Source organism: Cupriavidus sp. MPR-AND1C, from assembly GCF_058809705.1.
The window spans coordinates 12597-34695 of the sequence record NZ_JBXASU010000078.1 but is presented as its reverse complement, the minus strand read 5'-3'; the positions used below and the strand labels follow the sequence as shown (position 1 = coordinate 34695).

The 22099-nt window shown below is 65.2% G+C and carries 22 protein-coding genes, 2 tRNA genes and 1 pseudogene; 11 read left to right on the top strand and 14 right to left on the bottom strand.

From position 1 onward, the window contains the following. The 4 genes and pseudogenes from AC1RWI_RS29685 to AC1RWI_RS29670 all read left to right on the top strand — a co-directional run. Positions 1-216 (top strand): annotated as a pseudogene (locus AC1RWI_RS29685) (GTP 3',8-cyclase MoaA); the annotation flags it as partial. A gap of 46 nt (positions 217-262) precedes the next feature. Continuing rightward, the gene (gene mobA / locus AC1RWI_RS29680) at positions 263-862 is read left to right on the top strand and encodes a molybdenum cofactor guanylyltransferase MobA (protein ID WP_043347927.1); all 600 of its coding nucleotides are present in this window, start codon (positions 263-265) and stop codon (positions 860-862) included. Positions 863-898: 36 nt separating this feature from the next. Further along, positions 899-2176 carry a molybdopterin molybdotransferase MoeA gene (gene moeA / locus AC1RWI_RS29675; RefSeq protein ID WP_492870094.1) on the top strand — a complete coding sequence of 426 codons (1278 nt, stop codon included), beginning with the start codon at positions 899-901 and terminating at the stop codon, positions 2174-2176. 183 nt (positions 2177-2359) lie between these two features. Then, the gene (locus AC1RWI_RS29670; RefSeq protein WP_006158586.1) at positions 2360-2626 is read left to right on the top strand and encodes a hypothetical protein; all 267 of its coding nucleotides are present in this window, start codon (positions 2360-2362) and stop codon (positions 2624-2626) included. A gap of 73 nt (positions 2627-2699) precedes the next feature. Here the strand turns inward: AC1RWI_RS29670 and AC1RWI_RS29665 are convergent, their stop codons facing one another. The 6 genes from AC1RWI_RS29665 to AC1RWI_RS29640 form a co-directional block, all read right to left on the bottom strand. Then, entirely contained in the window at positions 2700-4169 is a 1470-nt protein-coding gene (locus AC1RWI_RS29665; RefSeq protein ID WP_492870093.1) for a DNA recombination protein RmuC, read from the bottom strand. A gap of 32 nt (positions 4170-4201) precedes the next feature. Further along, entirely contained in the window at positions 4202-5200 is a 999-nt protein-coding gene (locus tag AC1RWI_RS29660; protein ID WP_043347941.1) for a 2-hydroxyacid dehydrogenase, read from the bottom strand. 8 nt (positions 5201-5208) lie between these two features. Further along, positions 5209-6651 (bottom strand): sodium:proton antiporter, encoded by a 1443-nt coding sequence (locus AC1RWI_RS29655; protein WP_492870092.1) that lies wholly within the window; start codon positions 6649-6651, stop codon positions 5209-5211. A gap of 177 nt (positions 6652-6828) precedes the next feature. Further along, a complete protein-coding gene (locus AC1RWI_RS29650) occupies positions 6829-7515 on the bottom strand; it encodes a LutC/YkgG family protein (RefSeq protein WP_043347947.1) in 687 nt (228 codons plus the stop codon). A gap of 83 nt (positions 7516-7598) precedes the next feature. Continuing rightward, a complete protein-coding gene (gene pncB, locus AC1RWI_RS29645; RefSeq protein ID WP_043347950.1) occupies positions 7599-8777 on the bottom strand; it encodes a nicotinate phosphoribosyltransferase in 1179 nt (392 codons plus the stop codon). Positions 8778-8866: 89 nt separating this feature from the next. Further along, positions 8867-9400, bottom strand: a complete 534-nt coding sequence (locus AC1RWI_RS29640; protein WP_043347952.1) for a hypothetical protein — start codon at positions 9398-9400, stop codon at positions 8867-8869. 353 nt (positions 9401-9753) lie between these two features. Here AC1RWI_RS29640 and fdxA point away from each other — a divergent pair, with 353 nt between their 5' ends. The 3 genes from fdxA (at position 9754) to AC1RWI_RS29625 (ending at position 11571) form a co-directional block, all read left to right on the top strand. Next, a complete protein-coding gene (gene fdxA, locus AC1RWI_RS29635; protein ID WP_043347955.1) occupies positions 9754-10077 on the top strand; it encodes a ferredoxin FdxA in 324 nt (107 codons plus the stop codon). 98 nt (positions 10078-10175) lie between these two features. After that, the gene (locus tag AC1RWI_RS29630; protein WP_492870091.1) at positions 10176-11285 is read left to right on the top strand and encodes an NAD(P)/FAD-dependent oxidoreductase; all 1110 of its coding nucleotides are present in this window, start codon (positions 10176-10178) and stop codon (positions 11283-11285) included. Between the two features lie 210 nt (positions 11286-11495). Then, positions 11496-11571, top strand: a tRNA-Asn gene (locus tag AC1RWI_RS29625). A gap of 157 nt (positions 11572-11728) precedes the next feature. On the opposite strand, the gene AC1RWI_RS29620 is transcribed toward AC1RWI_RS29625, so the two are convergent. From AC1RWI_RS29620 to AC1RWI_RS29595, 6 genes are all read right to left on the bottom strand, one after another. Continuing rightward, on the bottom strand, positions 11729-12655 hold the full coding sequence (locus tag AC1RWI_RS29620) for a tripartite tricarboxylate transporter substrate binding protein (RefSeq protein ID WP_492870097.1): 927 nt from the start codon (positions 12653-12655) through the stop codon (positions 11729-11731). A gap of 216 nt (positions 12656-12871) precedes the next feature. Beyond that, positions 12872-13153, bottom strand: coding sequence for a hypothetical protein (locus tag AC1RWI_RS29615; RefSeq protein ID WP_043347959.1), 282 nt, complete (start codon positions 13151-13153; stop codon positions 12872-12874). 75 nt (positions 13154-13228) lie between these two features. Continuing rightward, positions 13229-15337, bottom strand: a complete 2109-nt coding sequence (gene fusA, locus AC1RWI_RS29610; RefSeq protein ID WP_043352101.1) for an elongation factor G — start codon at positions 15335-15337, stop codon at positions 13229-13231. 201 nt (positions 15338-15538) lie between these two features. After that, complete coding sequence (locus AC1RWI_RS29605) at positions 15539-15790, bottom strand: penicillin acylase family protein (protein WP_043347961.1); 252 nt, start codon at positions 15788-15790, stop codon at positions 15539-15541. A gap of 95 nt (positions 15791-15885) precedes the next feature. Continuing rightward, a complete protein-coding gene (locus tag AC1RWI_RS29600) occupies positions 15886-17082 on the bottom strand; it encodes an SDR family oxidoreductase (protein ID WP_052494628.1) in 1197 nt (398 codons plus the stop codon). 10 nt (positions 17083-17092) lie between these two features. After that, on the bottom strand, positions 17093-17836 hold the full coding sequence (locus AC1RWI_RS29595) for a MipA/OmpV family protein (RefSeq protein WP_043347963.1): 744 nt from the start codon (positions 17834-17836) through the stop codon (positions 17093-17095). 246 nt (positions 17837-18082) lie between these two features. Between AC1RWI_RS29595 and AC1RWI_RS29590 the strand changes: the two genes are divergently transcribed. After that, positions 18083-18817 carry a response regulator gene (locus tag AC1RWI_RS29590; RefSeq protein ID WP_043347964.1) on the top strand — a complete coding sequence of 245 codons (735 nt, stop codon included), beginning with the start codon at positions 18083-18085 and terminating at the stop codon, positions 18815-18817. After that, positions 18818-20146, top strand: a complete 1329-nt coding sequence (locus AC1RWI_RS29585) for an ATP-binding protein (protein WP_043347967.1) — start codon at positions 18818-18820, stop codon at positions 20144-20146. A gap of 200 nt (positions 20147-20346) precedes the next feature. Here AC1RWI_RS29585 and AC1RWI_RS29580 read toward each other — a convergent pair. Continuing rightward, positions 20347-20422 (bottom strand) — tRNA-Met (locus AC1RWI_RS29580). A gap of 129 nt (positions 20423-20551) precedes the next feature. Between AC1RWI_RS29580 and AC1RWI_RS29575 the strand changes: the two genes are divergently transcribed. Together AC1RWI_RS29575 and rpsU are read left to right on the top strand one after the other, a co-directional pair. Next, positions 20552-20749: a cold-shock protein gene (locus tag AC1RWI_RS29575; RefSeq protein ID WP_006158572.1), complete on the top strand. Its 198-nt coding sequence runs from the start codon at positions 20552-20554 to the stop codon at positions 20747-20749. A gap of 34 nt (positions 20750-20783) precedes the next feature. Continuing rightward, on the top strand, positions 20784-20996 hold the full coding sequence (rpsU, locus tag AC1RWI_RS29570) for a 30S ribosomal protein S21 (protein WP_006158571.1): 213 nt from the start codon (positions 20784-20786) through the stop codon (positions 20994-20996). Positions 20997-21386: 390 nt separating this feature from the next. Here rpsU and AC1RWI_RS29565 read toward each other — a convergent pair whose 3' ends face one another. Next, on the bottom strand, positions 21387-22004 hold the full coding sequence (locus tag AC1RWI_RS29565; RefSeq protein WP_043347971.1) for a LysE family translocator: 618 nt from the start codon (positions 22002-22004) through the stop codon (positions 21387-21389). Positions 22005-22099: the final 95 nt, after the last annotated feature.

The window sequence follows — 22099 nt, the reverse complement described above, 5'->3', positions numbered from 1 at the left end:
TCGACCGAAGGCCGGCTCTACCTGTGCCTGTTCGCCACCGAAGGCTACGACCTGCGCGCGCTGCTGCGCGGCGAGCATAGCGACCTGGAAATCTCGAACGCCATTGCCGGGGTCTGGCAAGGCCGCACCGATCACTACTCCGAACAGCGCAGCGACCCCGCGGTGCGCCAGGCGCGCGCCGAGAACAAGATCGAGATGTCCTATATCGGCGGCTGACGACAGCCGTCCCGCCCAACCCATCACCCTATCCTCCCATCCCCCGATGATTTCTCGCGAAGACATTACCGGCCTGATCCTGGCCGGCGGCAGGGGCAGCCGCATGGGCGGCACCGACAAGGGCCTGCAGCCGTTTCGCGGCGCGCCCATGGCGATGCATACGCTGCTGCGCCTGTCCGCGCAGACCGGCGGCATGCTGATCAACGCCAACCGCAACCTGGCCGCGTATGAGTCCTTCGGCGTGCCGGTGGTCACCGATTCGGTGCCGGACTTCGCCGGCCCCCTGGCTGGCATGCTGGCCGGGCTGGAACAGTGCCAGACGGGCTGGATGCTGAGCGCCCCCTGCGACTCGCCTTTCCTGCCATCCGACCTGGCCGCGCGCCTGGCGAGCGCGGTAGACGCGCAAGACGCCGAGATGGCCATCCCGGTCACCATCGACGCGGATGGCCGCCGGCAGGTCCAGCCGGTGTTTTGCCTGATGCCGGTCACGGCGCTCGACGGCCTGGTGGCTTTCCTCAACGGCGGCGGCCGCAAGATCGAAACCTGGGCCGCCTCGCACCGCCTGGCCGAAGTGCTGTTCGAAGACGCCGGCGCCTTCGCCAATATCAATACCCTGGATGAGTTGCGCACGCTCGAAGCGCGCTGACAACCCAAACCAGGCCGCTGCCCCCGGGAACGGTCCATGCCATCACTACAATCCGTCATTTCCTGCCTGTCCGACTACGATCCCGGCGCATTGCCGGTGGCACAGGCCAACCAGATCATCGGCGAGCTGGTCGAGCCGGTGCGCGGCACCGAGCAGGTCGCCCTGCGCGCCGCGCTCGACCGCGTGCTGGCCGAAGACGTCATCTCCATGCTGAACGTGCCTGCGCACGACAACTCTGCCATGGACGGCTATGCGTTCTCCAGCAGCGAGTTGGCCGCGGGCGGTAACATGGCCCTGGCTGTGGTCGGCAGCGCCTTCGCCGGCGCTGCCTGCGAGCAAGCGGTTGCGCGCGGGCAGGCAGCGCGCATCATGACGGGCGCCATCATGCCGGCCGGCTGCGACACCGTGATTCCACAGGAATTCGTCGACGTCGAGGGCGAGCTGATTCGCTTCGATGCCAAGGCGGTACGGGCAGGCGACAACCGCCGCCTGCGGGGCGAAGACCTCGCCATCGGCCAGCCGGCACTGGCCGCCGGACGCATCCTGCAGCCGGCCGACCTCGGGCTGCTGGCGTCGCTGGGCGTGGCCGAAGTCAAGGTGCGGCGCCGCCTGCGCGTGGCGTTCTTCTCCACCGGCGACGAACTGCGCTCCATTGGCGAGCCGCTCGATGCGGGCTGCGTCTACGACTCAAACCGCTACACGCTGCACGGCATGCTGCGGCGGATGAACGTGGACCTGATCGACATGGGCGTGGTGCACGATGATCCCGCCGCGCTCGAAGCGGCGTTGCGCAGCGCGTGCGAAAACGCCGACGCGGTCATTACCTCGGGCGGCGTCTCGGTGGGAGAAGCCGACTACACCAAGCAGATCATGGCCCAGCTTGGCGATGTGACCTTCTGGAAGATCGCCATGCGCCCCGGCCGGCCCATGGCCTTCGGCCGCATCGCTTCCCACGGCCACGAAGCGCTGCTGTTCGGCCTGCCGGGCAACCCCGTGGCGGTGATGGTGACGTTCTATCATTTCGTGCGGGCTGCCCTGCACCGCCAGATGGGCGCCAAGGTGGCACCCCTGCCGCTGATGCGCGTGCGCAGCGCCCAGGCTATCCGCAAGAAACCTGGCCGCACCGAGTACCAGCGCGGCATCCTGGCGCCTGCCCCGGAGGGCGGCTGGCAGGTTAGCATCACCGGGCAGCAGGGCTCGGGCGTGCTGCGCTCGATGAGCGAGGCCAATTGCTTCATCGTGCTAGGGCACGAACAGGGCATGGTCGCCGCCGGCGACGAGGTCGAAGTCATGCTGTTCGACGGGCTGATGTAAGCGCTGGCAGAAAGGCCGCCACGGTACGCCGGCTGCACCTTTGTGTCGTTTTTGTGCAGCAGTTTTGCCGGGGTTTAGCAAGCAGATCGGCGGTTTTCCGTACCCCGCGAGTGCCGGACTATGCGCCGCCTCCCCCATTGGATACACTTGCGCAACATTACTTTGCTTACTGCCCAAGCTGTCATGAATCAGGAGATTGCGTACCTCCACCCGGTCAAAACCGCCCGCGCGCTCGTGCTCGTGTACCTGTGCTTTTCGGTACCCATCGTCTCGCTGGGTCTGTTCGTGGCCTTTATCCGCTATGGCGACCTGCCCGGCATCACCGTCTTCACGGCACTGATTCTCAATGCGCTGATCGGTTTCGGCCTGCTGTGGCTGGCCTGCAAGGCCTACAACTGGGTGGCAGCGCGTTTCGGCGGCATCGAGGTGACAATCCGCGACTTGTCCTGAAGCCGCCGGCCGTCGGATCGTAAAAAGCGCATCGAATCGATGCGCTTTTTTTTTGCCCAGCGCGCTTTGCCCCTCAACCGCCCGCGGTCTCGTCATCCACCACGGCGGCCAGGCCAAGCAGTTCCTGCGCGTTCTCGCCCGGCAGCGCTTCCACGGTGCGCAGCTTGCGCTCCATCTGGCGCGTACGCACCTCAGCCTGCTCGATGTTGCGGGCAGCACGTTCCAGCGTGTCGCGGGTCTTGGCCAGCACATCGCCGAACTTGCCGAACTCGGTCTTGACCGCGCCCAGCACCTCCCAGACTTCGCTTGAGCGGCGCTCCAGTGCGAGGGTGCGAAATCCCATCTGCAAACTGTTAAGCAACGCGGCCAGCGTGGTCGGCCCGGCTACCGTGACGCGGAAATTGCGCTGCAACAGGTCGGCCAGCCCCGGGCGCCGCAAGACTTCGGCATACAACCCCTCGGTGGGGAGAAAGAGGATGGCGAAGTCCGTGGTCGCCGGTGGCGACACATATTTCTCGGAGATCGTCTGGGCCTCGCGCTTGATCGCGGCTTCCAGTTCGCGCCCGGCCAGCGCCACGCCATCGACATCGCCGCGCTCCTGCGCGTCGAGCAGGCGCTCGTACTGTTCCTTCGGGAACTTGGCATCGATGGGCAGCCACACCTGTCCGCCGGCAGCATCCTTGCCCGGCAGGCGAATCGCAAACTCCACGCGCGCGCCAGTATTGCGCACCGTCTCCACGTTCTTGGCGTACTGCTCGGCGGTTAGTACCTGCTCCAGCAGCATCTCCAGCTGCACTTCGCCCCATGTCCCGCGCGACTTGACGTTGGTCAGCACCCGCTTGAGGTCGCCCACGCCCTGGGCCAGCGCCTGCATTTCGCCAAGGCCCCGGTGCACCTGATCGAGCCGGTCCGAGACCAGCTTGAAGGACTCGCCCAGCCGCTGCTCCAGCGTGGCGTGCAGCTTCTCGTCGACGGTGCGGCGCATCTCCTCAAGCTTGGCCGCGTTGTTGACCTCGATCTCCTTGAGCCGCTGCTCCAGCGTGGCGCGCACTTCGCCCAGGCGGCGCTCGTTGCCCTCGGACATCTGCGCCAGTTGCTGCTGCAGCCCGTCGCCAAATCGGCGCAGCGCGCTGCCTTGCTCGTCTCGCGCCTGCTGGCCTTGTTGCAACAGGTTCTGCCGGACCTGCTCAAGCTGCTGGGCGTTGGACTCGGTCAGCTTGGCAAGCTGCTGCGCGAACATGTCGATCTGGTTGTTCTGCAGCGTGGCGATGCTGGTGAGCTGCGAGGACAGAGCCTGCTGGAAACGCATCATCTGCTGGCCGGCTTCGCCACGGCCGACGCGCGCGCTCTCAGTCACCTCGGTGCGCAGCTCACGCTCCAGGCGCTCATTGCCGCGCGCGCCTTCGGCGCGCAGATCGGCGAGCTGACGCAGCAGCTCCGGACCGGCGCCGTCCTGTGCCACGCGGGGTCGGAGCAGCAACACTACCAGCAGCAGCACGGCTGCCAGTGCAAGGGCCAGGGTCAACAGGGAAATCAAAGTCATGAATAGGTTGGCAGGTGTTGGCGGCGAGAGGATCAGCGGCGGCGCGCCATCACTTCGGGATTGATCACCGAAGGCGGCTGCCCTGCCTGCGGCCCCACGCCGAGCGCGGCGATCAGGTTGTCGGCGGCCAGATCCGCCATGGCGCGGCGGGTTTTCTCCGAGGCGCTGGCGATATGCGGGGTCAGCACCACGTTGGGGACCGTCAGCAGGTCGGGATGGACCTGTGGCTCTGCCTCGAACACGTCGAGCCCGGCAGCAAAGATACGCCCCTCGCGCAGCGCCCGGGCCAGCGCAGCGTCGTCGACCACGCCGCCGCGCGCCAGGTTGACCAGCGTGGCCGACGGCTTCATCTGCGCCAGCTCGGCCGCGCCGATGCTGTGATGGCTCTGCGCGCTATACGGCAGCACCAGCAGCAGATGATCGGACTGTGCCAGCAGCTCGGCCTTGCTGACATAGCGCGCGTTCAACACGCGCTCGGTGTCCTCGGGCAAGCGGCTGCGGTTGTGATAGAGCACCGACATGCCAAACCCCGCGGCGCGGCGTGCCAGGGCCTGGCCGATGCGGCCCATGCCAAGGATGCCGAGCGTGCTGCGGTACAGGTCCATGCCGAGGAACATGTCGTAGCTCCACCGCTCCCACTTGCCAGCGCGCAGCCAGTGCTCGGACTCGGTCACGCGGCGCGCGGTCGCCATCAGCAAGGCCCAGCCGAAATCGGCCGTGGTCTCGGTCAGCACATCGGGCGTATTGGTGGCCACGATCCCGGCGGCGGTCAGCGCCGGTACATCGAGGTTGTTGTACCCCACCGCCATGTTGCAGACTGCGCGCAAGGCCGGCAGCCCGGCTACCAGGCCGGCATCGATGCGGTCCGCGGCATTGGCCAGCACGCCGGCCTTGCCGGCGAGGCGCGCCTTGAGCGCGGCGCCGTCCAGCGCCACGTCCGGCTGGTTGTCGTCGACGTCGAAGTACTGCGCGAGCCGGTCGATCACTTCGGGAAAGACGGCGCGGGTCACGAGAACGGAAGGCTTGGTCATGCTCACACTCACACGTGGAAGAAGATAAAGGTCATCACCAGGAACAGTGGCACCAGCACGCAGATCGACCACAGCATGTAGCCGAAGAAGCTAGGCATGCGCACGCCGCGGCTTTCGGCAATTGCCTTGACCATCAGGTTGGGCGCGTTGCCGATATAGGTATTGGCGCCCATGAAGACGGCGCCGGCCGAGATGGCTGCGAGCGTTGAGGCGTCGCGCGTCATCAGCGTAGCGGGGTCGCCGCCTGCGGTGTTGAAGAACACCAGGTAGGTCGGCGCATTGTCCAGGAAAGACGAAAGAATGCCCGTGGCCCAGAAATACATGCTGTCGATGGGCTGGCCGCCGCTATCGCTGACCATGCGGATCACGCTGGCGAAGGCGCCGTCGGTGCCGGCCTTGAGCATGGCGATCACGGGAATGATGGTGAGGAAGATGCCGGCGAACAGCTTGCCGACTTCCAGGATCGGTTCCCAGTTGAATTCGTTGCCCGTGCGCGCCGTGATCGGCGTGATCAGCAGGGACACGAGTGCCACCACCACCAGCAACACATCGCGCACCGCCGCCGGCAGGCCGACCATGGTGCCCATCACGTTGAATTCGATACCGGGCGTCCACAGCCCGCTCATCAGCACCAAGCCCACCACCGCCAGCAGCAGCACGAAATTACGCTTGCCTTCGATGCGGATGCCCGCGGAATCGGGTGTGGGGTCCGCTGCCTGCGGCAACTCTTCTTCCTTGTTCAGGTAGTAGTGGCGATCGACGAAATAGAAAATCACCAGCAGTGCGATGCAGATAAACAGCGTCTCGGGCAGGATGTTGCGCAGGGTCCAGAAAAAATCCACGCCTTTCAGGAAACCCAGGAACAGCGGCGGATCGCCCAGCGGCGTCAGCGCGCCACCCGCATTGGCAGCCAGGAAAATAAAGAACACCACCACATGCGCCACATGCCTGCGGTTGTCATTGGCGCGCAGCAGCGGCCGGATCAGCAGCATGGCGGCGCCGGTGGTGCCCATCAGGCTGGCCAGCACCGTGCCGAGCGCAAGCAGGCCGGTATTCAGGCGCGGCGTGCCATGCAGGTTGCCACGCACGCAGATGCCGCCGGCCACGATATAGAGTGCGGCGATCAGCGCGATAAAGGGGATGTACTCCGACAGCAGCGCGTGCACGGCATTGGCGACGGCGGCATGCATGCCGAAGGCCTGCGCGAACGGTACCAGGAACAGCACTGCCCAGGCTGCGATGATCTTGCCGTAGTGGTGATGCCAGAAGCGCGGCGCGATCAACGGAAACAGCGCGATCGACAGCAAGGTACCGGCGAAGGGCAACGCCCACATTGGCGACAGCGTGGCCCCGTCGAGATCGGCGGCATGGGCCAGGCTCGGCGCCAGCATGAACAGCAGGGTGAACAACAGCGGGGCCAGCGGGAATAGCAGTGCGGGGGCACGTCGCATCGGGCGGGATCTCCTTGTATCGGATTGCGTCACCCGGGCCTGAAGGCGGCCGCGAGCGGAGAAAGCGCACGAGCCCGAGTGGCCCGGCAAGCGGGCCGCAGGCGCGCGGCGAGACCCTCAAGTGTAAAGCAATCGCCGCGCGGCTCCACCAATGCCGGACGCCCTGGGCTGCCGCGCTCAGTCCTGTTCGACCAGGATCACGTGCACGCGGTATGGGCCGTGCGCGCCGAGCACAATGGTCTGCTCGATGTCACCAGTGCGCGAGGGCCCGCTGATGGTATTGGTGGCACGGGGCAACTCCCCGCGCTCGCTGCGCACCAGCGCGAAGGCGTCTTCCAGGCCATCGACGATGCGCGAGACCGGCACCACCGCGATATGCGTCTCCGGCAGCAGCGCCGCCGAAGCGAAGGTCTGCGGGCCGGACAGCAGCATCAGCGAGCCGGTCTCGGCGATCGCGCAAAAGCAGCCCGTGATACCGACCATGTCGCCATGGTCGTGATCGGCCTGCGCATCGCGGATGGGCGGGCGGCACGCCACTGTCAAGCCCTGCCCTTGCCAGTCCAGTGCCGCCAGGCTGTCCCAGGCCACGGCACGGCGCGCCAGGCCGAGGCTGTCCAGGTAGCGCGCGGCCGCGCCCGGCACGTCGGCCATCGTGGCCACCCGCTCCACCGTGGAGGCCATTTTCTGCGCCTGTTCCTGGAAGGCCTGGATCCGGTCCACCGGCGCCGGCGGACGGGGGCCGGCGGGATGGCGCGCGAGGTAATCAGCCACCGCCGCGCGCTCGCCGTTGCTCACCCCGGGCGCGCGGCCCTGGGCGGCGCGGATGCGGGCAAAGATGCGATCGCGGGCGGAGGTGGTATCCATGGTCGGTTTCCGGAGGTTGAAGGCTTGGAGGCTTAGGGATCTGGGGGGCTGCAGCAACGGCGCGCCTGCATCGCACCTGAGCGCTACGCCGGCGCCTTGATGCCGAACACCTGCCGCAGGTACGCGAGGTAGGCTGGATCATCGCACATGGTCTTCTCGGGCGTGTCCGACAGCTTGGCCACTGGCTGGCCATTGCAGCGGGTCATCTTGATGACGATCTGCAGCGGCGTGTAGCCAAGATCGTTGGTCAGGTTGGTGCCCACGCCGAAGGCAAGCCGGCAGCGCCCGCCAAAGCGTTCGTACAGTTCGATCACGCGCGGGATGTCGAGGCTGTCACTGAAGATCAGCGTCTTGCCCTGCGGGTCGACACGGCCGGCGGCGTAGTGCGCCAGCATGCGTTCGCCCCAGGCGATGGGATCGCCGGAATCATGCCGCACGCCGTCGAACAGCTTGCAGAAGTACAGGTCGAAGTCACGCAGGAAGGCGTCGAAGCCATAGGTGTCGGACAAGGCAATGCCGAGGTCGCCACGGTATTCCTTGGCCCAGACTTCCAGCGCGAACACCTGCGAGTCGCGCAGCCGCGGCCCCAGGGCCTGGCAGGCCTGCAGGTATTCATGCGCCATGGTCCCGAGCGGAACCAGGTTATGCGTGCGTGCGAAATGCACGTTGCTGCTGCCGGCCAGTTGCGGGCCGAGCACTCGGCGCATGGTCTGCAACACCTCTTCCTGCCAGTCGCGCGAAAAGCGGCGACGCGAGCCGTAGTCGGCAATCACGCAGTCCGCGTGGGCAGGCATCTTCAGCAAGGCCAGTTTGTCTTCCAGGCGCTTGCGCCCCTCGCTCCAGTCAGGTTGCGGTTGGGTGCGGCGGAAATAGACCTCGTTGACAATGGCCAGCAACGGCACCTCGAACAGGATGGTATGCAGCCACGGCCCGCGAATGGTGATCTCGATCTCACCGCTGCCGGGAGCGGCGGGCGCGATCGTCACGTATTTCTCGTTGAGGTGGAACAGGTCGAGGAAGTCGACGAAATCGCTCTTGATAAAGCGTAGCTCGCGCAGGTATTGCAACTCGTCCGGCGTAAAGCGGACCTGGCAGAGCTGCGCCACTTCTTCGCGGATCTCGTCCACGTAGGGCGTCAGATCGACCCCCGCGTTACGGCATTTGAAGCGGTATTCGACCTGTGCCGCCGGGAAGTGATGCAGCACCACCTGCATCATGGTGAACTTGTACAGGTCGGTGTCGAGCAATGAGGTAATGATCATGTCGGGCCAAACGGCAGTGCCGGGTCAGAGCGTCATGCTACCCGAAAGCGCGGCGCTCAAGCCATGAAGCCGCATCGGCCACGCCGGCCTCATGCGCCATCGAGGAAAGGATCGGGCTGGCGGCCCCGTGCGCTGCCGCGCAGGCACCACAGGACCTGCCCGCGATAGCCAGGGCAGCCAACCAGCGTGGCCTGCGCCCGGGGCACTTGGGCGGGCAGCGGTTCAGCGAAGGTTGCCGAACGGGCCGTGATGCGCTCCTGGTAGACCCGCTGCGTGCCGCGACGGAACACCAGCACCTGCACCGGCGCGCCGCGCTCGGGCTGCAGGCTGGCATCGCATGGCAGGAAGCCGGCCTGGCCGCAGTTGGCCATGCCCTCCCCCGCCGCCTCGACCACCACGCCGAAATCATCCCACTCAAAGAGCGCCAGCGCACTCAGGGATACCGGCCTGTCGCTCATCATGCGCCAGGCCATCAGGCGGGCCACCACGCTGTCCGGCGGTCCGGCCTTGGCCAGCGTCTGCGCATGCGCGGCTGGCATGGCCAGCGCCGCCAGGCAGAGCAAGGCCCTCGCCGCCTGGCTGAAACGGCGGCCGCGCGGCGACTCCCGGACTGGTCTTGGCATGGCGCACTCCTCACTCGGTTGGGCACGCGGCAATACCGCGCAGGCAAGCCCACGCAGCATACAACGGCAACGCCGCACCGGCCAGAGACGCACATCGGCAAGTGGGATGCCGACTGCCTTGGATCAAATGCACATAAAGAAATAAGAAAACTGTCTGATCTGGCTATATAGAGCGACTACCCTAGCGTAATGGCTCAGCTACAATATCGGTCTTTGATAGGCCACGGCCTTCGCTCGCGCCGCGTATGGTGAACCCGGTGAACCCTGGGTTGGACCCGCACCGGCGTGATGAGCAAGGCACAACAGGCCAAATCCATTCCCATCGAAGCCGATCCCGTTTTTCTGGAACCGAAATGACTCACGTTGTCACCGAATCCTGCATCCGTTGCCGCTATACCGACTGCGTTGACGTGTGTCCGGTCGATTGTTTCCGCGAAGGCCCCAACTTCCTCGCCATCGACCCGGATGAGTGTATCGATTGCGCGGTGTGCGTGGCGGAATGCCCGGTCAACGCGATCTACGCCGAGGAAGACGTGCCGGGCGACCAGCAACAGTTCATCGACCTGAACGCCGAGCTGGCACGCAACTGGCCCTCCATCACCAAGACCAAGGCCCCGCTGGCCGAAGCCGAGGAATGGAAGGACACGGCCGAGAAGCTGCAGTACCTGCAACGCTGATACCTGCAACACCAAAAGACAGGTCAGAAAGCCGTCCCCACCCACGCGCTTTCCCGTAATGCCGGGCACGCCTGTGCCCACAACGTATCAGGACGAATATGGACTTGAGCATCCCTAATCCCGTCGCCGACGCCACCAACCACGTTGCCGCCGGCAACGCTGGCGGCGGTCACCCGCTGGAAATCGACGCGCTGATCGTCGGTGCCGGTCCGGTCGGACTCTTCCAGGTCTTCGAACTGGGCCTGCTGGAAATCAAGGCGCACGTGATCGACTCCCTCAAGGTGGTTGGCGGCCAGTGCGTGGAGCTCTATCCGGACAAGCCCATCTACGACATCCCGGCCGTGCCCATCTGCACTGGCCAGGAACTGACGGACAACCTGCTCAAGCAGATCGAGCCATTCGAGCCGACCTTCCACCTGGGCCAGGAAGTGGCCGTGGTGGAGCGCCGCGAAGATGGCCGCTTCTTCGTCGAAACCTCGCTCGGCACCCGCTTCATCACCAAGACCATCTTCATTGCTGCCGGCGTGGGTTCATTCCAGCCGCGCACGGTCAAGGTGGACGGCATCGACAAATTCGACGGCAAGCAGCTGTTCTACCGCGTCAAGGATCCGAGCCGCTTCCACGGCCGCAACCTGGTCGTGGTCGGTGGTGGCGACTCCGCGCTCGACTGGACGCTGGACCTGGTCGGCAAGGCCGAATCGGTGGTGATGATCCATCGCCGCGACGGCTTCCGCGCCGCGCCGTCATCGGTCGCCAAGATGAAGGACTTGTGCGAGCAGATGGAGATGCAGTTCCTGGTGGGCCAGATCAGCGGCTACGAGGAAAAGGACGGCCTGCTCACGGAGATCAAGGTGACGGGCGCCGACGGCGTGACCCGCCGCCTGCCGCTCGACGACCTGCTGGTGTTCTTCGGCCTGTCGCCCAAGCTGGGCCCGATCGCCGAATGGGGCCTGGATCTGGAGCGCAAGCAGATCAAGGTGGACACGGAGAAGTTCGAGACCAACATCCCGGGCATCTTCGCGGTGGGCGACATCAACACCTACCCCGGCAAGAAGAAGCTGATCCTCTCGGGCTTCCATGAAGCCGCGCTGGCCGCCTTCGGCGCCGCGCCCTACATCTTCCCCGAGAAGAAGATCCACATGCAGTACACGACCACCTCGCCAAAGCTGCACAAGATCCTCGGCGTCGATTCGCCGGTGTTCGACTGAGCCTGGCCGCGCCTGACTCAGTGCATGGCGCAAAAAATCGCCCTTCGGGGCGATTTTTTTATGGCATAAACTTGAAAGACCCTCTATAATGCGGCCCTGCCTCAGAACATCGGGGCGGGGCCAGAAGTTCCGCAGTACCGGCAGTAAGAAATTACAGCGCAGGTATTGACGGATAAACGAGAAACTGGTTAAAATCCTTTTCTCAGCTGTTCCCTGATAGCTCAGTTGGTAGAGCGACGGACTGTTAATCCGCAGGTCGCTGGTTCGAGCCCAGCTCGGGGAGCCAAAGAATGTGAAAGGCCCGCAAGAAAATTGCGGGCCTTTTCCATTTTTGCGTCTACCTTCTTCGATGCATCGTGCTTCGGCATCGTAATGCCGCGCCCGGCGGCGGAACCGCTGCGGGTCCAAGCCCCGCAGCCGCATCCCACCCATCCAACCTCCCCCTACTCGATCGCAATGCCGTTCTGCTTGACCAGCCGCGCCCAGCGCGTCAGCTCGGTTTGCCGGAATTGTCCGAAGGCCTGCGGACCGCTGCCGACCGGCACCACGCCAAGATCCAGCAGCCGGGCATGGACCTTGGGATCGTTGACCGCGGCCTGCGCGGCCGCTGCCAACCGCGCCACCACCTGCGGCGGCGTGCCCTTGGGCACGAAGAAACCATTCCACTCCAGCACGTCGAAGCCCGCCAGCCCGCTTTCCACCAACGTCGGCACGTCGGGCAACGCCGGCATGCGCTTGGCGGAAGTCACCGCCAGCGCCCGCAGCTTGCCGGCCTTCACATAGGGCAAGCCCGACGCCGCGTTGGCGAAGTAGGCATCGACCTGCCCGCCCATCACGTCGGTCAGCGCCGGCGCGCCGCCTTTGTACGGCACATGCAGCAGGTCGACCTTGGCCTGGCTCTTGAGCAGTTCCCCAATCATATGCGCGGGGCTGCCGGGACCATACGACGCGTAGGTTGTCTTGCCGGGATGCTGACGAGCGTAGCCGAGAAACTCGCCAACTGTCTTGTAGGGAGCGTTGGGCGGCACCACCAGGATATTGGGCGCCGTGACCGCCAGCGAAACCGGCAGGAAATCCTTGGCCGCATCGAACGGCAGCTTGCGCAGCGCCGGATTGACAACGAAAGTGGACGCGTCGTACAGCACCACATAGCCATCGGCCGGCGCCTGCGCGACCGCCGCGGCGCCGATGGTGCCGCTCGCGCCCGGCTTGTTGTCGATCACCACCTGCTGCTTGAGCAGCACGCTCATCTGAGCGGTGATGACGCGCGCGGCGTTGTCCGCGCCGCCGCCCGCCGAATAAGGCACCACGACGCGAATCGGCTTGGAGGGATAGCTATCCACGGCCTGTGCCGCGACCAACGCCGGCAGGCAAAGGAGCGCGGTGGCGAGCCATGCGGCAAGTTGCCGGCGCCGGCCGGCATGCACGGCCGGTGACGACGAGGCAAAACCCGACGGGAAGGCAGACGGAAAAGATGGCCAGAAAGAACGCACAAGCGCTGACACGCCAGCCGGCAAACCCTGCTGCATAGATTGTCTCCAGATTATTTTTGTGGCGCGGCAGGACGCCGCGCCGATGCGCGGACACTAGGCTGGCGCCTGCCCCGAAGGTTGCCCGAACAGGCCGCACTCGAGATCGCTCTCGAACTCCTCGATCCAGCCAGCCCCTTCGCTCGCATCATAGGCGCTCTGCGCGTCCGTCGCGGGGCGCCGCACGCTGATCTGGCGTTGCGCCGGGTCGCCGTCATCGGGCTGGAAGCCTTCGTCGGTGATCTCGAAGTCCTCCGTCACAAAGCCGAGCCGCGTGCACAGGGCCACGACTTCTCGTTGTTCGTCCTCGGGGAATTGGGAAAACGGATGCTTGGCCATTGCACTCTCCCGTCAAGTCGAAGCGGCGCCGCATGGCGCGCGGCGCCATTTCCCTGCCCGGCCATTCCATGCACGCTAGCGCGTGTGCCGGCTGTTGATGACTGCCTCGGCCACGCTCGCCGGGGCTTCCGTGTAGTGCTTGAACTCCATGGTGTAGGTGGCGCGCCCCTGGGTCAGTGACCGCAGCGAGGTCGAGTAGCCGAACATGGTGGCCAGCGGCACTTCTGCGCGCACCGACTTGCCGCCACCGCCAGCGATGTCCTCCATGCCGTGCACGATGCCCCGGCGCGACGACAGGTCGCCCATCACGTTGCCAGTGAATTCCTCGGGCGTCTCCACCTCCACTGCCATCATCGGCTCAAGCAGGATCGGCTTGGCGCGGCGCATGCCATCCTTGAACGCCATCGAGCCGGCCATGCGAAAGGCATTCTCGTTGGAGTCGACATCGTGATAGGAGCCGAACACCAGCGTAGCCTTGACGTCCACCACCGGATAGCCGGCCAGCACGCCCGACGCCAGCGTTTCGCGGATGCCCTTGTCCACTGCGGGAATGAACTCGCGCGGCACCACGCCGCCCTTGATGGCATCGACGAACTCATAGCCCTTGCCCGGCGCCTGCGGCGCCAGATCGAGCACCACGTGGCCGTACTGGCCGCGCCCACCGGACTGCTTGACGAACTTGCCTTCGATGTCCTTCACCCCCTGCTTGATGGTCTCGCGGTAAGCCACCTGCGGCTTGCCGACCGAGGCCTCCACGCCAAACTCGCGGCGCATGCGATCCACCAGGATTTCCAGGTGAAGCTCGCCCATGCCAGAGATGATGGTCTGGCCCGACTCCTCGTCGGTATGCACGCGGAACGAAGGGTCTTCCTGCGCCAGGCGATTCAGCGCCAGGCCCATCTTCTCCTGGTCGGCCTTGGTCTTGGGCTCGACCGCCTGCGAGATCACCGGGTCCGGGAAGCTCATGCGTTCGAGGATGATCACGTGATCGGGATCGCATAGCGTGTCACCGGTGGTGGCCTCTTTCAGCCCTACCGCCGCGGCAATGTCGCCAGCGCGCACTTCCTTGATTTCGCTGCGCACATTGGCGTGCATCTGCAGGATCCGTCCCAGCCGCTCCTTCTTTTCCTTGACCGGGTTGTAGACCGTGTCGCCGGAGTTCACCACGCCCGAGTAGACGCGGAAGAAGATCAACTGCCCGACGAAGGGATCGGTCATGATCTTGAAGGCCAGCGCAGAGAATGGCTCGTCGTCACTGGGATGGCGCTCGGCCTCCTTGTCGTCCTCGGTATGGCCGAGAATCGCGGGCACGTCCGCCGGCGACGGCAGGTAGTCGATCACCGCATCGAGCAGCGTCTGCACGCCCTTGTTCTTGAACGCGCTGCCGCACAGCATCGGCACGATCTCGTTGGCAACGGTGCGCTTGCGCAGCGCGGCCCTGATCTCGTCCTCCGTCAGCGGCTCGCCGCCGAGGTACTTGTGCAGCAGCTCATCGCTGGCTTCCGCCGCGGCCTCGACCATCTTCTCGCGCCATTCCCTGGCCAGCTCCAGCAGTTCGGGCGGCACCTCGCGGTATTCGAAGTGCAGCCCCTGGCTGGTGTCGTCCCAGACGGTCGCCTTCATCTTGACCAGGTCGATCACACCCTGGAAGCCTTCCTCGGCGCCAATCGGTATCTGGACCGGCACCGGCGTGCCCTTTAGCCGCTCGGCAATCTGCGAGCGCACCCGGAAGAAGTCCGCGCCGACGCGGTCCATCTTGTTGACAAAGGCGATGCGCGGCACCTTGTATTTGTTGGCCTGGCGCCAGACCGTTTCCGACTGCGGCTGCACGCCACCCACCGCGTCATAGACCATGCAGGCACCGTCGAGCACGCGCATCGAGCGCTCCACCTCGATCGTGAAATCCACGTGCCCGGGGGTGTCGATGATATTGATGCGATGCTCAGGATAATTGCCGGCCATCCCCTTCCAGAACGCCGTGGTGGCGGCCGAGGTAATGGTGATGCCGCGCTCCTGCTCCTGCTCCATCCAATCCATGGTGGCCGCGCCGTCGTGGACTTCGCCGATCTTGTGGTTGACCCCGGTGTAGAAGAGGATGCGTTCGGTGGTGGTGGTCTTGCCGGCGTCGATGTGCGCGCTGATACCGATGTTCCGATAGCGCTCGATGGGGGTTTTGCGGCTCACGGTGATCTCCTGGTAGGCATCACTCAAAAGAGTAACACTTCTACAGGCGCCGCATCGTAAGGTACGCCAGGCGCGGCTCGCCGGGCCGGCACGGCCAGCGCCGGCCTGCCTCGCCCCAGCTCGTGCGCCGGCAACAAGTACCGCCAACATCACGTCCGCGCCAGTGCCAGGTGGGCAGGCGCGCCGCGAGCGGGGGCCCCTTCATTGCGCGATCTGCCTCTCGCTGAAGCCAGGGTCGGCGTTGATCTGCGCGTCGGTAAATGGCAGGGCAATCCAGCGCTTGTCGGAAAAACGCTCGGCTTGGTCGGCTGCATGCGGCGACGCCGGGTCCGACGACTGCGAATAGGCAAGGAACGCTTCGGCATGTGGCCCAGCAACGCTGAACGACACCGCATGCCAGTGCCATCCACCGCATGCACCGCGCCAGCCGCAGCAGCCCCGCGACGGCAGCATCGTCCAGCTTCAGGCCGCGCGGCGTGCGGGCCGGGCATCCAGCACCATGCCTCGGCCGATGACGACGCAAGCGGCCGAGGCGCAGCGCATGCCCATCATGACTTGAAATCCCAGCTCATCTGCTCGAGGATGCCAACGCCGCGCGACGTGCGCATGCATTCGCTGACATAGTCCGTGATCGACAAGGGCTCGAAATCGATCTCCTCCCGGATGCGCCCGTTATCGAAGACATAGCCAAGCTCGGCGAAGCCCGAGTACAGCCGCAGCGCGCGCTCGATCAGGCGCCGGTTGCTGTTGCGCTCCTTGCGCGCCACGTCACTCGCCAGCGCAGGCAGTTCGCTGGCCGGGCACCTGCGGTAGGCGGGCTCGCCATCGATCGAGACCGCCTCGTCCATGGCGGCGATCACCTGCGCGATGGTGGGCGCGCGCGCGCCGGCCGAGAGATGGTAGGCATCGAAGGCTAGTTCGGGCTTGACCGCGAGCCGCAGCAGCGCCCGCGCGCAGTCGTCCACCGCGATCACGTCGATGCGGGTATGCGGGCCCGCGGTGTAGCGGCGCGACTGGTGGATGATCCGGAAGAGCCAGAAGATACTAGCTGAAGGCTGCGTGCCCAGCACGGTATGCCCCACCACGATGGAGGGACGCGCCACCACGAGCGGCAGGTCGGGGAAGCTGTTGCGCAGCAGCACCTCCACTTCCTGCTTGCTACGCGTGTAGGGCACCAGGTGGCTGAGATCGCTGGCGCCGCCATGGCCAGCATCCCGCTCGGCAATCCTCGGCCCGCGCTGCGTGCCGCAAGCCATCGCGGTGCCGACATGAATGAAGCGCTGCAAGGTTGCGCTGCCCGCGAAGCGCGAGGCGAAGCGCAACGTATCTTGCACGTTGATGCGCGTGACCTGCGCATCGGCGGAGAACGAGGCCATCGCGGCGCAGTTGATGACATGGGTGACGCCAGCAATGCGCGCCTGCGCGGCAGGCGAAAAATCGCTGTCCAGCACGCCAAGCAATATGTTGTCCTCGGTGAGCCAGTCCACCCGGCTGCGCAACAGGCCGCACTGGATGGCATTCTCGCGCAGGCGAGCCAGTGCATCTGCGGCATCCACGCCGCGCACCAGGCAGAGCAAGCGCCGCGCCAGGCCGGCGTTGATGGCAGCCACCATCACATTGCCGCCGATAAAGCCGGTAGCGCCGGTCAGCAGCAAGGAGTCGACGCCGGGCAGGCGCGTGCCGCAGGCATGCGCACGGGCGGCGAGATCCTGCGCGGGCAGGCTGGCGTGCCAATCCCACATCATGGCGTTCTCCTCAGAACGTATAGTTGATCGAGCTCATGCCGAAGTACGACTGCTTGGTCTGCACGATCGGGCTTTTCGCTGCATCTCCCAGCAGGCGTGTCGTAGCAACCAGGGTGCGCACCGACCATTCCTTGGAGAGGGTGTAGTTCCATGCGAGCGACAGCGTCGCGGCATCAAAGCCGGCCTTGGGTGCATACGCGCTGAAGGCACTGTTGGCGGCCTGCGCGTCGGTCACGCCGAACAGGGTCTGCATGTAGCGGCCCGAGCCGTAGTGCACGCTCTGACCGAGCGTCACGATGTGCGCGCCCGACTGGATCACCGGCACGACCAGGTCAATGTGTCCGCTCAGCCCGCGTTCGCGATGCGTCAGCGGCGCGTCCAGCGTCACGCTCAATGTGGCGTCGCCGTACACGCGCGCGCCGAGCTGAAACGCGCCCATCAGCGAGCCCCGGATATCACCCATGCCCTTCAGGTGATTGGAGCCAGGCAGGTCCACGCGATTCTTGTCGGTACGGCCCAGCGCGTAGCCGAGCGAGGCGGTGGCAAACATGCCATTGCCGAACTTGTAGGTATAGCCAGCGCCTTGCAGCATATCGATGAAGGCGCCGTTGCCGAAGTCGGCGCGTAGCACAGGCGCGCCGACAGCCCGGTAGTCGCGGCTTCCCGCATAGCGCGGTGCGGCGCCGGCGGCCAGGCCGACGGAATAGGTGCTTTGCGCATGCGCTGCCGGGCACAGGCTCGCCAGCGCGGCCACGAGAAGCCCGCCTTTGCACGCTGCCGGCAACCTTGCCGCGCCCCCCTGATCTCTTGTTTGCTCTTGCACGGATGCTCCGCCTTGATGTCGAAGCACGCAGATTAAGGATGGCGCGCCGGGCTGTCTGTCCTGAAATCGCGCGAAATCTTGTTCAATTGTGCAAATTTGTCTTGAAGCGTCTCCGGCACCCAATACAAGTCGTTCGCCGGATAGAATCGGCATTTTTCTGCCCCGGGGAGCCCTGTCATGAGCGATACCATGGCCAAGTACAAGGTGTTACTGGTCGAGGACGATGATCGCCTCGCACAGCTTGTCAGCGAGTATCTGGGCAACTACGAATTCGTGGTGGAGGTGGTGCGGCGCGGCGATATCGCGGTGGCCGCCGTCCAGGCCCTGCGTCCGGCGCTGGTCATCCTCGACCTGATGCTGCCGCATATGGATGGCATGGAGGTGTGCCGCGGCATTCGCGCTTTCTCGCGCGTGCCCGTGCTGATCCTGACTGCGCGCGTCGATACGTATGACCAGGTGGCAGGGCTGGAGATCGGCGCCGACGACTATGTGGTCAAGCCCATCGAGCCAAGGCTGCTGGTGGCGCGCGCCCGCGCCCTGCTACGGCGTGCCGCCGCAGAGCGGGTTGCCGAGACCGCCACGCCCGCGCAGCGGGGCCATGAGCTGGTATTCGGCGCACTGGTGATCTCGCCGCCGAACCGGCAGGTGACATGGCGCGGGCAAGAGGTGGACCTGAAGACCACCGAGTTCAACCTGCTGCTGATCCTGGCGCGCGCCGCCGGCACCGTGCTGAGCCGCGACGACATCCTCAAGGCATTGCGCGGCATCGAGTTCGATGGCATCGACCGCACCGTCGACTCCGGCATCTCGCGGCTGCGCCGCCGCTTCGAGGATGCCTCGCCCGAGCCGCACAAGATCAAGACCATCTGGGGCCGCGGCTACCTGTTCAGCCCGTCGGCATGGGAGGAATGAATGGTCCGCTCGCTACTCAAGCTCTATCTGCTGGTGATCCTGGCAGCGGCCGGCGCGGTGACTGTCATCGACAACACGTTTATCCCGCTGTTCCATGAACATTTCACCGAGACCGAACGCGAAAGCCGCAAGGGTTATGCCTTTACGCTCTCCCAATTCCTCGGGCCGCAACAGGGTCCCGAGCGCGAAGCCGCGCTTTCCATCCTGCAAGAACACTCGCGCGAGACGTTTGACCTGGTCGACGCCGCCAGCCTGACGCATCTCGATGCACAGCAGCGCAGCGACCTTGCCACCGGCAAACTGGTGCTAAGCCAGGACGCCAAGCACTACTACCTGCCGCTGCGCGATGGCCAGATCCTGCACGCGTACAGCGTGGAAGACGACCACACCAACATCTCGGTGCTGGCCTACGGCTTGATCGCCCTTGCCACCTTGCTGTCGATCATCGCCTGGGTGTGGTACCACTGGCGCGACCTGGACAAGCTGCAGCAGGCGGCAAGGGATTTCGGCAACGGCAAGCTGTCGACCCGGGCCAACCTGCCCCGGCGCTCCAACATCTCCGCACTCGCCAGGCAATTCAATGAGATGGCCGAACAGATTGAAGCCTCGATCGTGCACCAGCGCGAAATGATGCACGGCATCTCGCACGAGCTGAAGACGCCGATCGCACGGCTGGAGTTCGGCATCGCGCTGCTGCAGTCGGCCGGCACTGGCGAAGCGGAACAGGCGCGCCAGGTATTGCGGCTGGAGGACTTGCGCCGCGACGTGCGCGAGCTCGACGAGCTGGTCACCGAGCTGCTGACGCTAGGCCAGCTCGAGCAAGGCGCGGCGCCGATGATGCTGATGCGCGTATCAGTGAGTGAGCTGATCGACAGTGTCGCGGCCAGCGTGGCCGATGAGGTGGCGGATAACAAGCTCACGCTCTCGGCCTACGCCAGCGGCCCTGCGCCCCACCACGTCTGCGATCCACGCCTGGCGGCGCGGGCGCTGCTCAACCTCTGCCGCAACGCCACCCGCTACGCGCGCAGCGCCATCCACCTGCACGCCGAGACCGACGCGGCAGGCACCTTGACCCTGACGGTGGAGGACGATGGCCCCGGCATTGCGCCAGAGGAGCGCGCCCGCATTTTCGAGCCCTTCCACAGGCCCGATTCCAGCCGCAACCGTCATACCGGGGGGTTCGGCCTGGGGCTGGCCATTGTGCGGCGCATCGCGCTGCTGCATGGCGGCCAAGTCAGGCTGGACAGCAGCAGCGAAGGCGGCGCGCGCTTCGTGATCAGCTTGCCAAGCATGGACGAGCCCGCCATGCCCGGCAAGCCGGCGAGTTGAGGAGCCGCCCCCCATGAAATGGTCGACGATCGTTACCGTGCTGCTTGCGTGGATGGCCGCCTGCGCCTGCGCCGGCTGGCTGGCGATGGCGTTTTCCGGTCTGGCGGCGCAGTGATGGCGCGGTAGTGACGGAAGCTGCCCGCGCAACAAAACAAAAAGCCTGCCGGGACTCCGGGCAGGCTTTTTAGTAGAATACGGTCTGGTTGCGGAGGCAGGACTTGAACCTGCGACCTTCGGGTTATGAGCCCGACGAGCTGCCAACTGCTCCACCCCGCGTCAGAGGGGCGTACTATACGCCACCTTGACGGATTTGCATAGCTTTTCCGGCGCGCTTTCTTGACAGCGTTTACGTAAACGTGTAAAAGCAAGTGGGCGCATTCTTTGCGCTCAAAAAAGGATTTTTCCATGGAAACTGGTACCGTCAAGTTCTTCAACGCCCAGAAGGGTTTTGGCTTCATCACCCCGGACGCTGGTGGCAAGGACTTGTTCGTCCACATCTCTCAGGTTCGCGGGGGTGCTCCGCTGCAAGATAACCAGCGAGTGCAATACCAGTCGCAACAGGGCAAGAAGGGTCCTGAAGCGGCCAATGTTTCCCCCGTTTGAACCCGCCGCTTTGCGGCAATGCTAAAGGACAGAATTGACTAAGATCGTCTTGAAACCAGGTGAGCCCGTTGAAGTTGCAATGCGGCGTTTCCGTCGGGCCATCCTCCAGACCGGCCTGATCGTTGAACTCAAGAGCCGTACCGCTTACGAGAAGCCCACGACCGAGCGCAAGCGCAAGAAGAAAGCCGCGGAATCGCGCCTTCGCAAACGCCTGCGCATGCAGATGTTGCCGAAGAAGATGTACTGATTCGGCACAGCAAGCGGCGAGCGCGCTTCGACGCGTTTCTGCCGCAGGCCGTATAAATCCGCCAGTCATTGCCTGGCGGATTTTCTTGTTTTAGCGGCGCCGTCGGATGTCCGGCCCTTCGTGGCCTGACAACCGCCGACCGGCCCTGATACCGCCCTGCCCATCGCTCCAATCGGACCGAGCGCGGCCGGCGCTATGCTTGCGTTCGCCCTTTGTGTGCGACACAGCCAGCACTTTTACTCCTCTCTTCGTCATTTAATGGCTCCAGACGCGCGTATGCGCTGCTGCCGCATTGTCTCGCGTTAAAGCTACGGCACTTGCCGCTGCGACTGGCAAGATAACAGGCCGCACGATGCGTGGCGGCCCGATTGGCCAGCAACTCCCCCTGCGTCAGCTGCGCACCGCAATCAGCGCGCCCGCGCCAATCAACGTGATGCCGCCCGCGCGCTGTACATTGGCCTGGGCACGCTGTGTGGTAAGGCGCTTGGCCAGCGCGCGCGCCAGCAGCGCGTAGACAGCGGCGTTGGCGCTCGCCATGACCACGAAGGTGGGAATCAGCACCACGGCCTGCGGCCAGAAGGCCAGGCGCGCGTCAAGGAACTGCGGCACGAAGGCCACGAAGAACACGATGCTCTTGGGATTGAGCGCGGTGACCAGCCATGCCTTGGCAAAGCGCTGGCGGCTGCTCCCCGACTGTGCCGTGACCGCCATGGCGCCGGCACGCGAGGCGCCGCGCAAGGCCTGGATGCCCAGGTAGACGAGGTAAGCCGCACCGGCCCACTTCAACGCCGTGAACAAGGCCGCCGAGGTGGCCAGCACCGCGCCGAGGCCGGCCATCGACAGCGTGAACGCGGTCAGGTCGCCCGCGGCAACGCCAGCCACGGTGGCATAGGCGGAGCGGCCACGATGAGCAAGCGCATCGCCGATCACCAGCAGGATGGTCGGGCCGGGAATGATCAGGACGACGATACTTGTCAACACAAAAGCCAGCCAGTGTTCGAATGACATTGCGACTCCAGGTTTCATTGATTGGGCACCCTGCGGGTGGCGCATCAGTATAAGCAACGCGGCTTGCCGGTGACAGGGGCGCCGGCCCTGCCACG

What these genes read in the sequence shown, in the direction of transcription:
- AC1RWI_RS29590 (WP_043347964.1), top strand. Translation starts at nt 18,083, where the DNA reads ATGAGCGATACCATGGCCAAGTACAAGGTGTTACTGGTCGAGGACGAT.
- AC1RWI_RS29650 (WP_043347947.1), bottom strand. Translation starts at nt 7,515, where the DNA reads ATGGATACCACCTCCGCCCGCGATCGCATCTTTGCCCGCATCCGCGCC.
- AC1RWI_RS29615 (WP_043347959.1), bottom strand. Translation starts at nt 13,153, where the DNA reads ATGGCCAAGCATCCGTTTTCCCAATTCCCCGAGGACGAACAACGAGAA.
- AC1RWI_RS29565 (WP_043347971.1), bottom strand. Translation starts at nt 22,004, where the DNA reads ATGTCATTCGAACACTGGCTGGCTTTTGTGTTGACAAGTATCGTCGTC.
- moeA (WP_492870094.1), top strand. Translation starts at nt 899, where the DNA reads ATGCCATCACTACAATCCGTCATTTCCTGCCTGTCCGACTACGATCCC.
- AC1RWI_RS29600 (WP_052494628.1), bottom strand. Translation starts at nt 17,082, where the DNA reads ATGATGTGGGATTGGCACGCCAGCCTGCCCGCGCAGGATCTCGCCGCC.
- AC1RWI_RS29630 (WP_492870091.1), top strand. Translation starts at nt 10,176, where the DNA reads ATGGACTTGAGCATCCCTAATCCCGTCGCCGACGCCACCAACCACGTT.
- AC1RWI_RS29660 (WP_043347941.1), bottom strand. Translation starts at nt 5,200, where the DNA reads ATGACCAAGCCTTCCGTTCTCGTGACCCGCGCCGTCTTTCCCGAAGTG.
- pncB (WP_043347950.1), bottom strand. Translation starts at nt 8,777, where the DNA reads ATGATCATTACCTCATTGCTCGACACCGACCTGTACAAGTTCACCATG.
- fdxA (WP_043347955.1), top strand. Translation starts at nt 9,754, where the DNA reads ATGACTCACGTTGTCACCGAATCCTGCATCCGTTGCCGCTATACCGAC.
- AC1RWI_RS29640 (WP_043347952.1), bottom strand. Translation starts at nt 9,400, where the DNA reads ATGCCAAGACCAGTCCGGGAGTCGCCGCGCGGCCGCCGTTTCAGCCAG.
- AC1RWI_RS29585 (WP_043347967.1), top strand. Translation starts at nt 18,818, where the DNA reads ATGGTCCGCTCGCTACTCAAGCTCTATCTGCTGGTGATCCTGGCAGCG.
- AC1RWI_RS29575 (WP_006158572.1), top strand. Translation starts at nt 20,552, where the DNA reads ATGGAAACTGGTACCGTCAAGTTCTTCAACGCCCAGAAGGGTTTTGGC.
- AC1RWI_RS29605 (WP_043347961.1), bottom strand. Translation starts at nt 15,790, where the DNA reads ATGCTGCCGTCGCGGGGCTGCTGCGGCTGGCGCGGTGCATGCGGTGGA.
- mobA (WP_043347927.1), top strand. Translation starts at nt 263, where the DNA reads ATGATTTCTCGCGAAGACATTACCGGCCTGATCCTGGCCGGCGGCAGG.
- AC1RWI_RS29670 (WP_006158586.1), top strand. Translation starts at nt 2,360, where the DNA reads ATGAATCAGGAGATTGCGTACCTCCACCCGGTCAAAACCGCCCGCGCG.
- AC1RWI_RS29665 (WP_492870093.1), bottom strand. Translation starts at nt 4,169, where the DNA reads ATGACTTTGATTTCCCTGTTGACCCTGGCCCTTGCACTGGCAGCCGTG.
- AC1RWI_RS29655 (WP_492870092.1), bottom strand. Translation starts at nt 6,651, where the DNA reads ATGCGACGTGCCCCCGCACTGCTATTCCCGCTGGCCCCGCTGTTGTTC.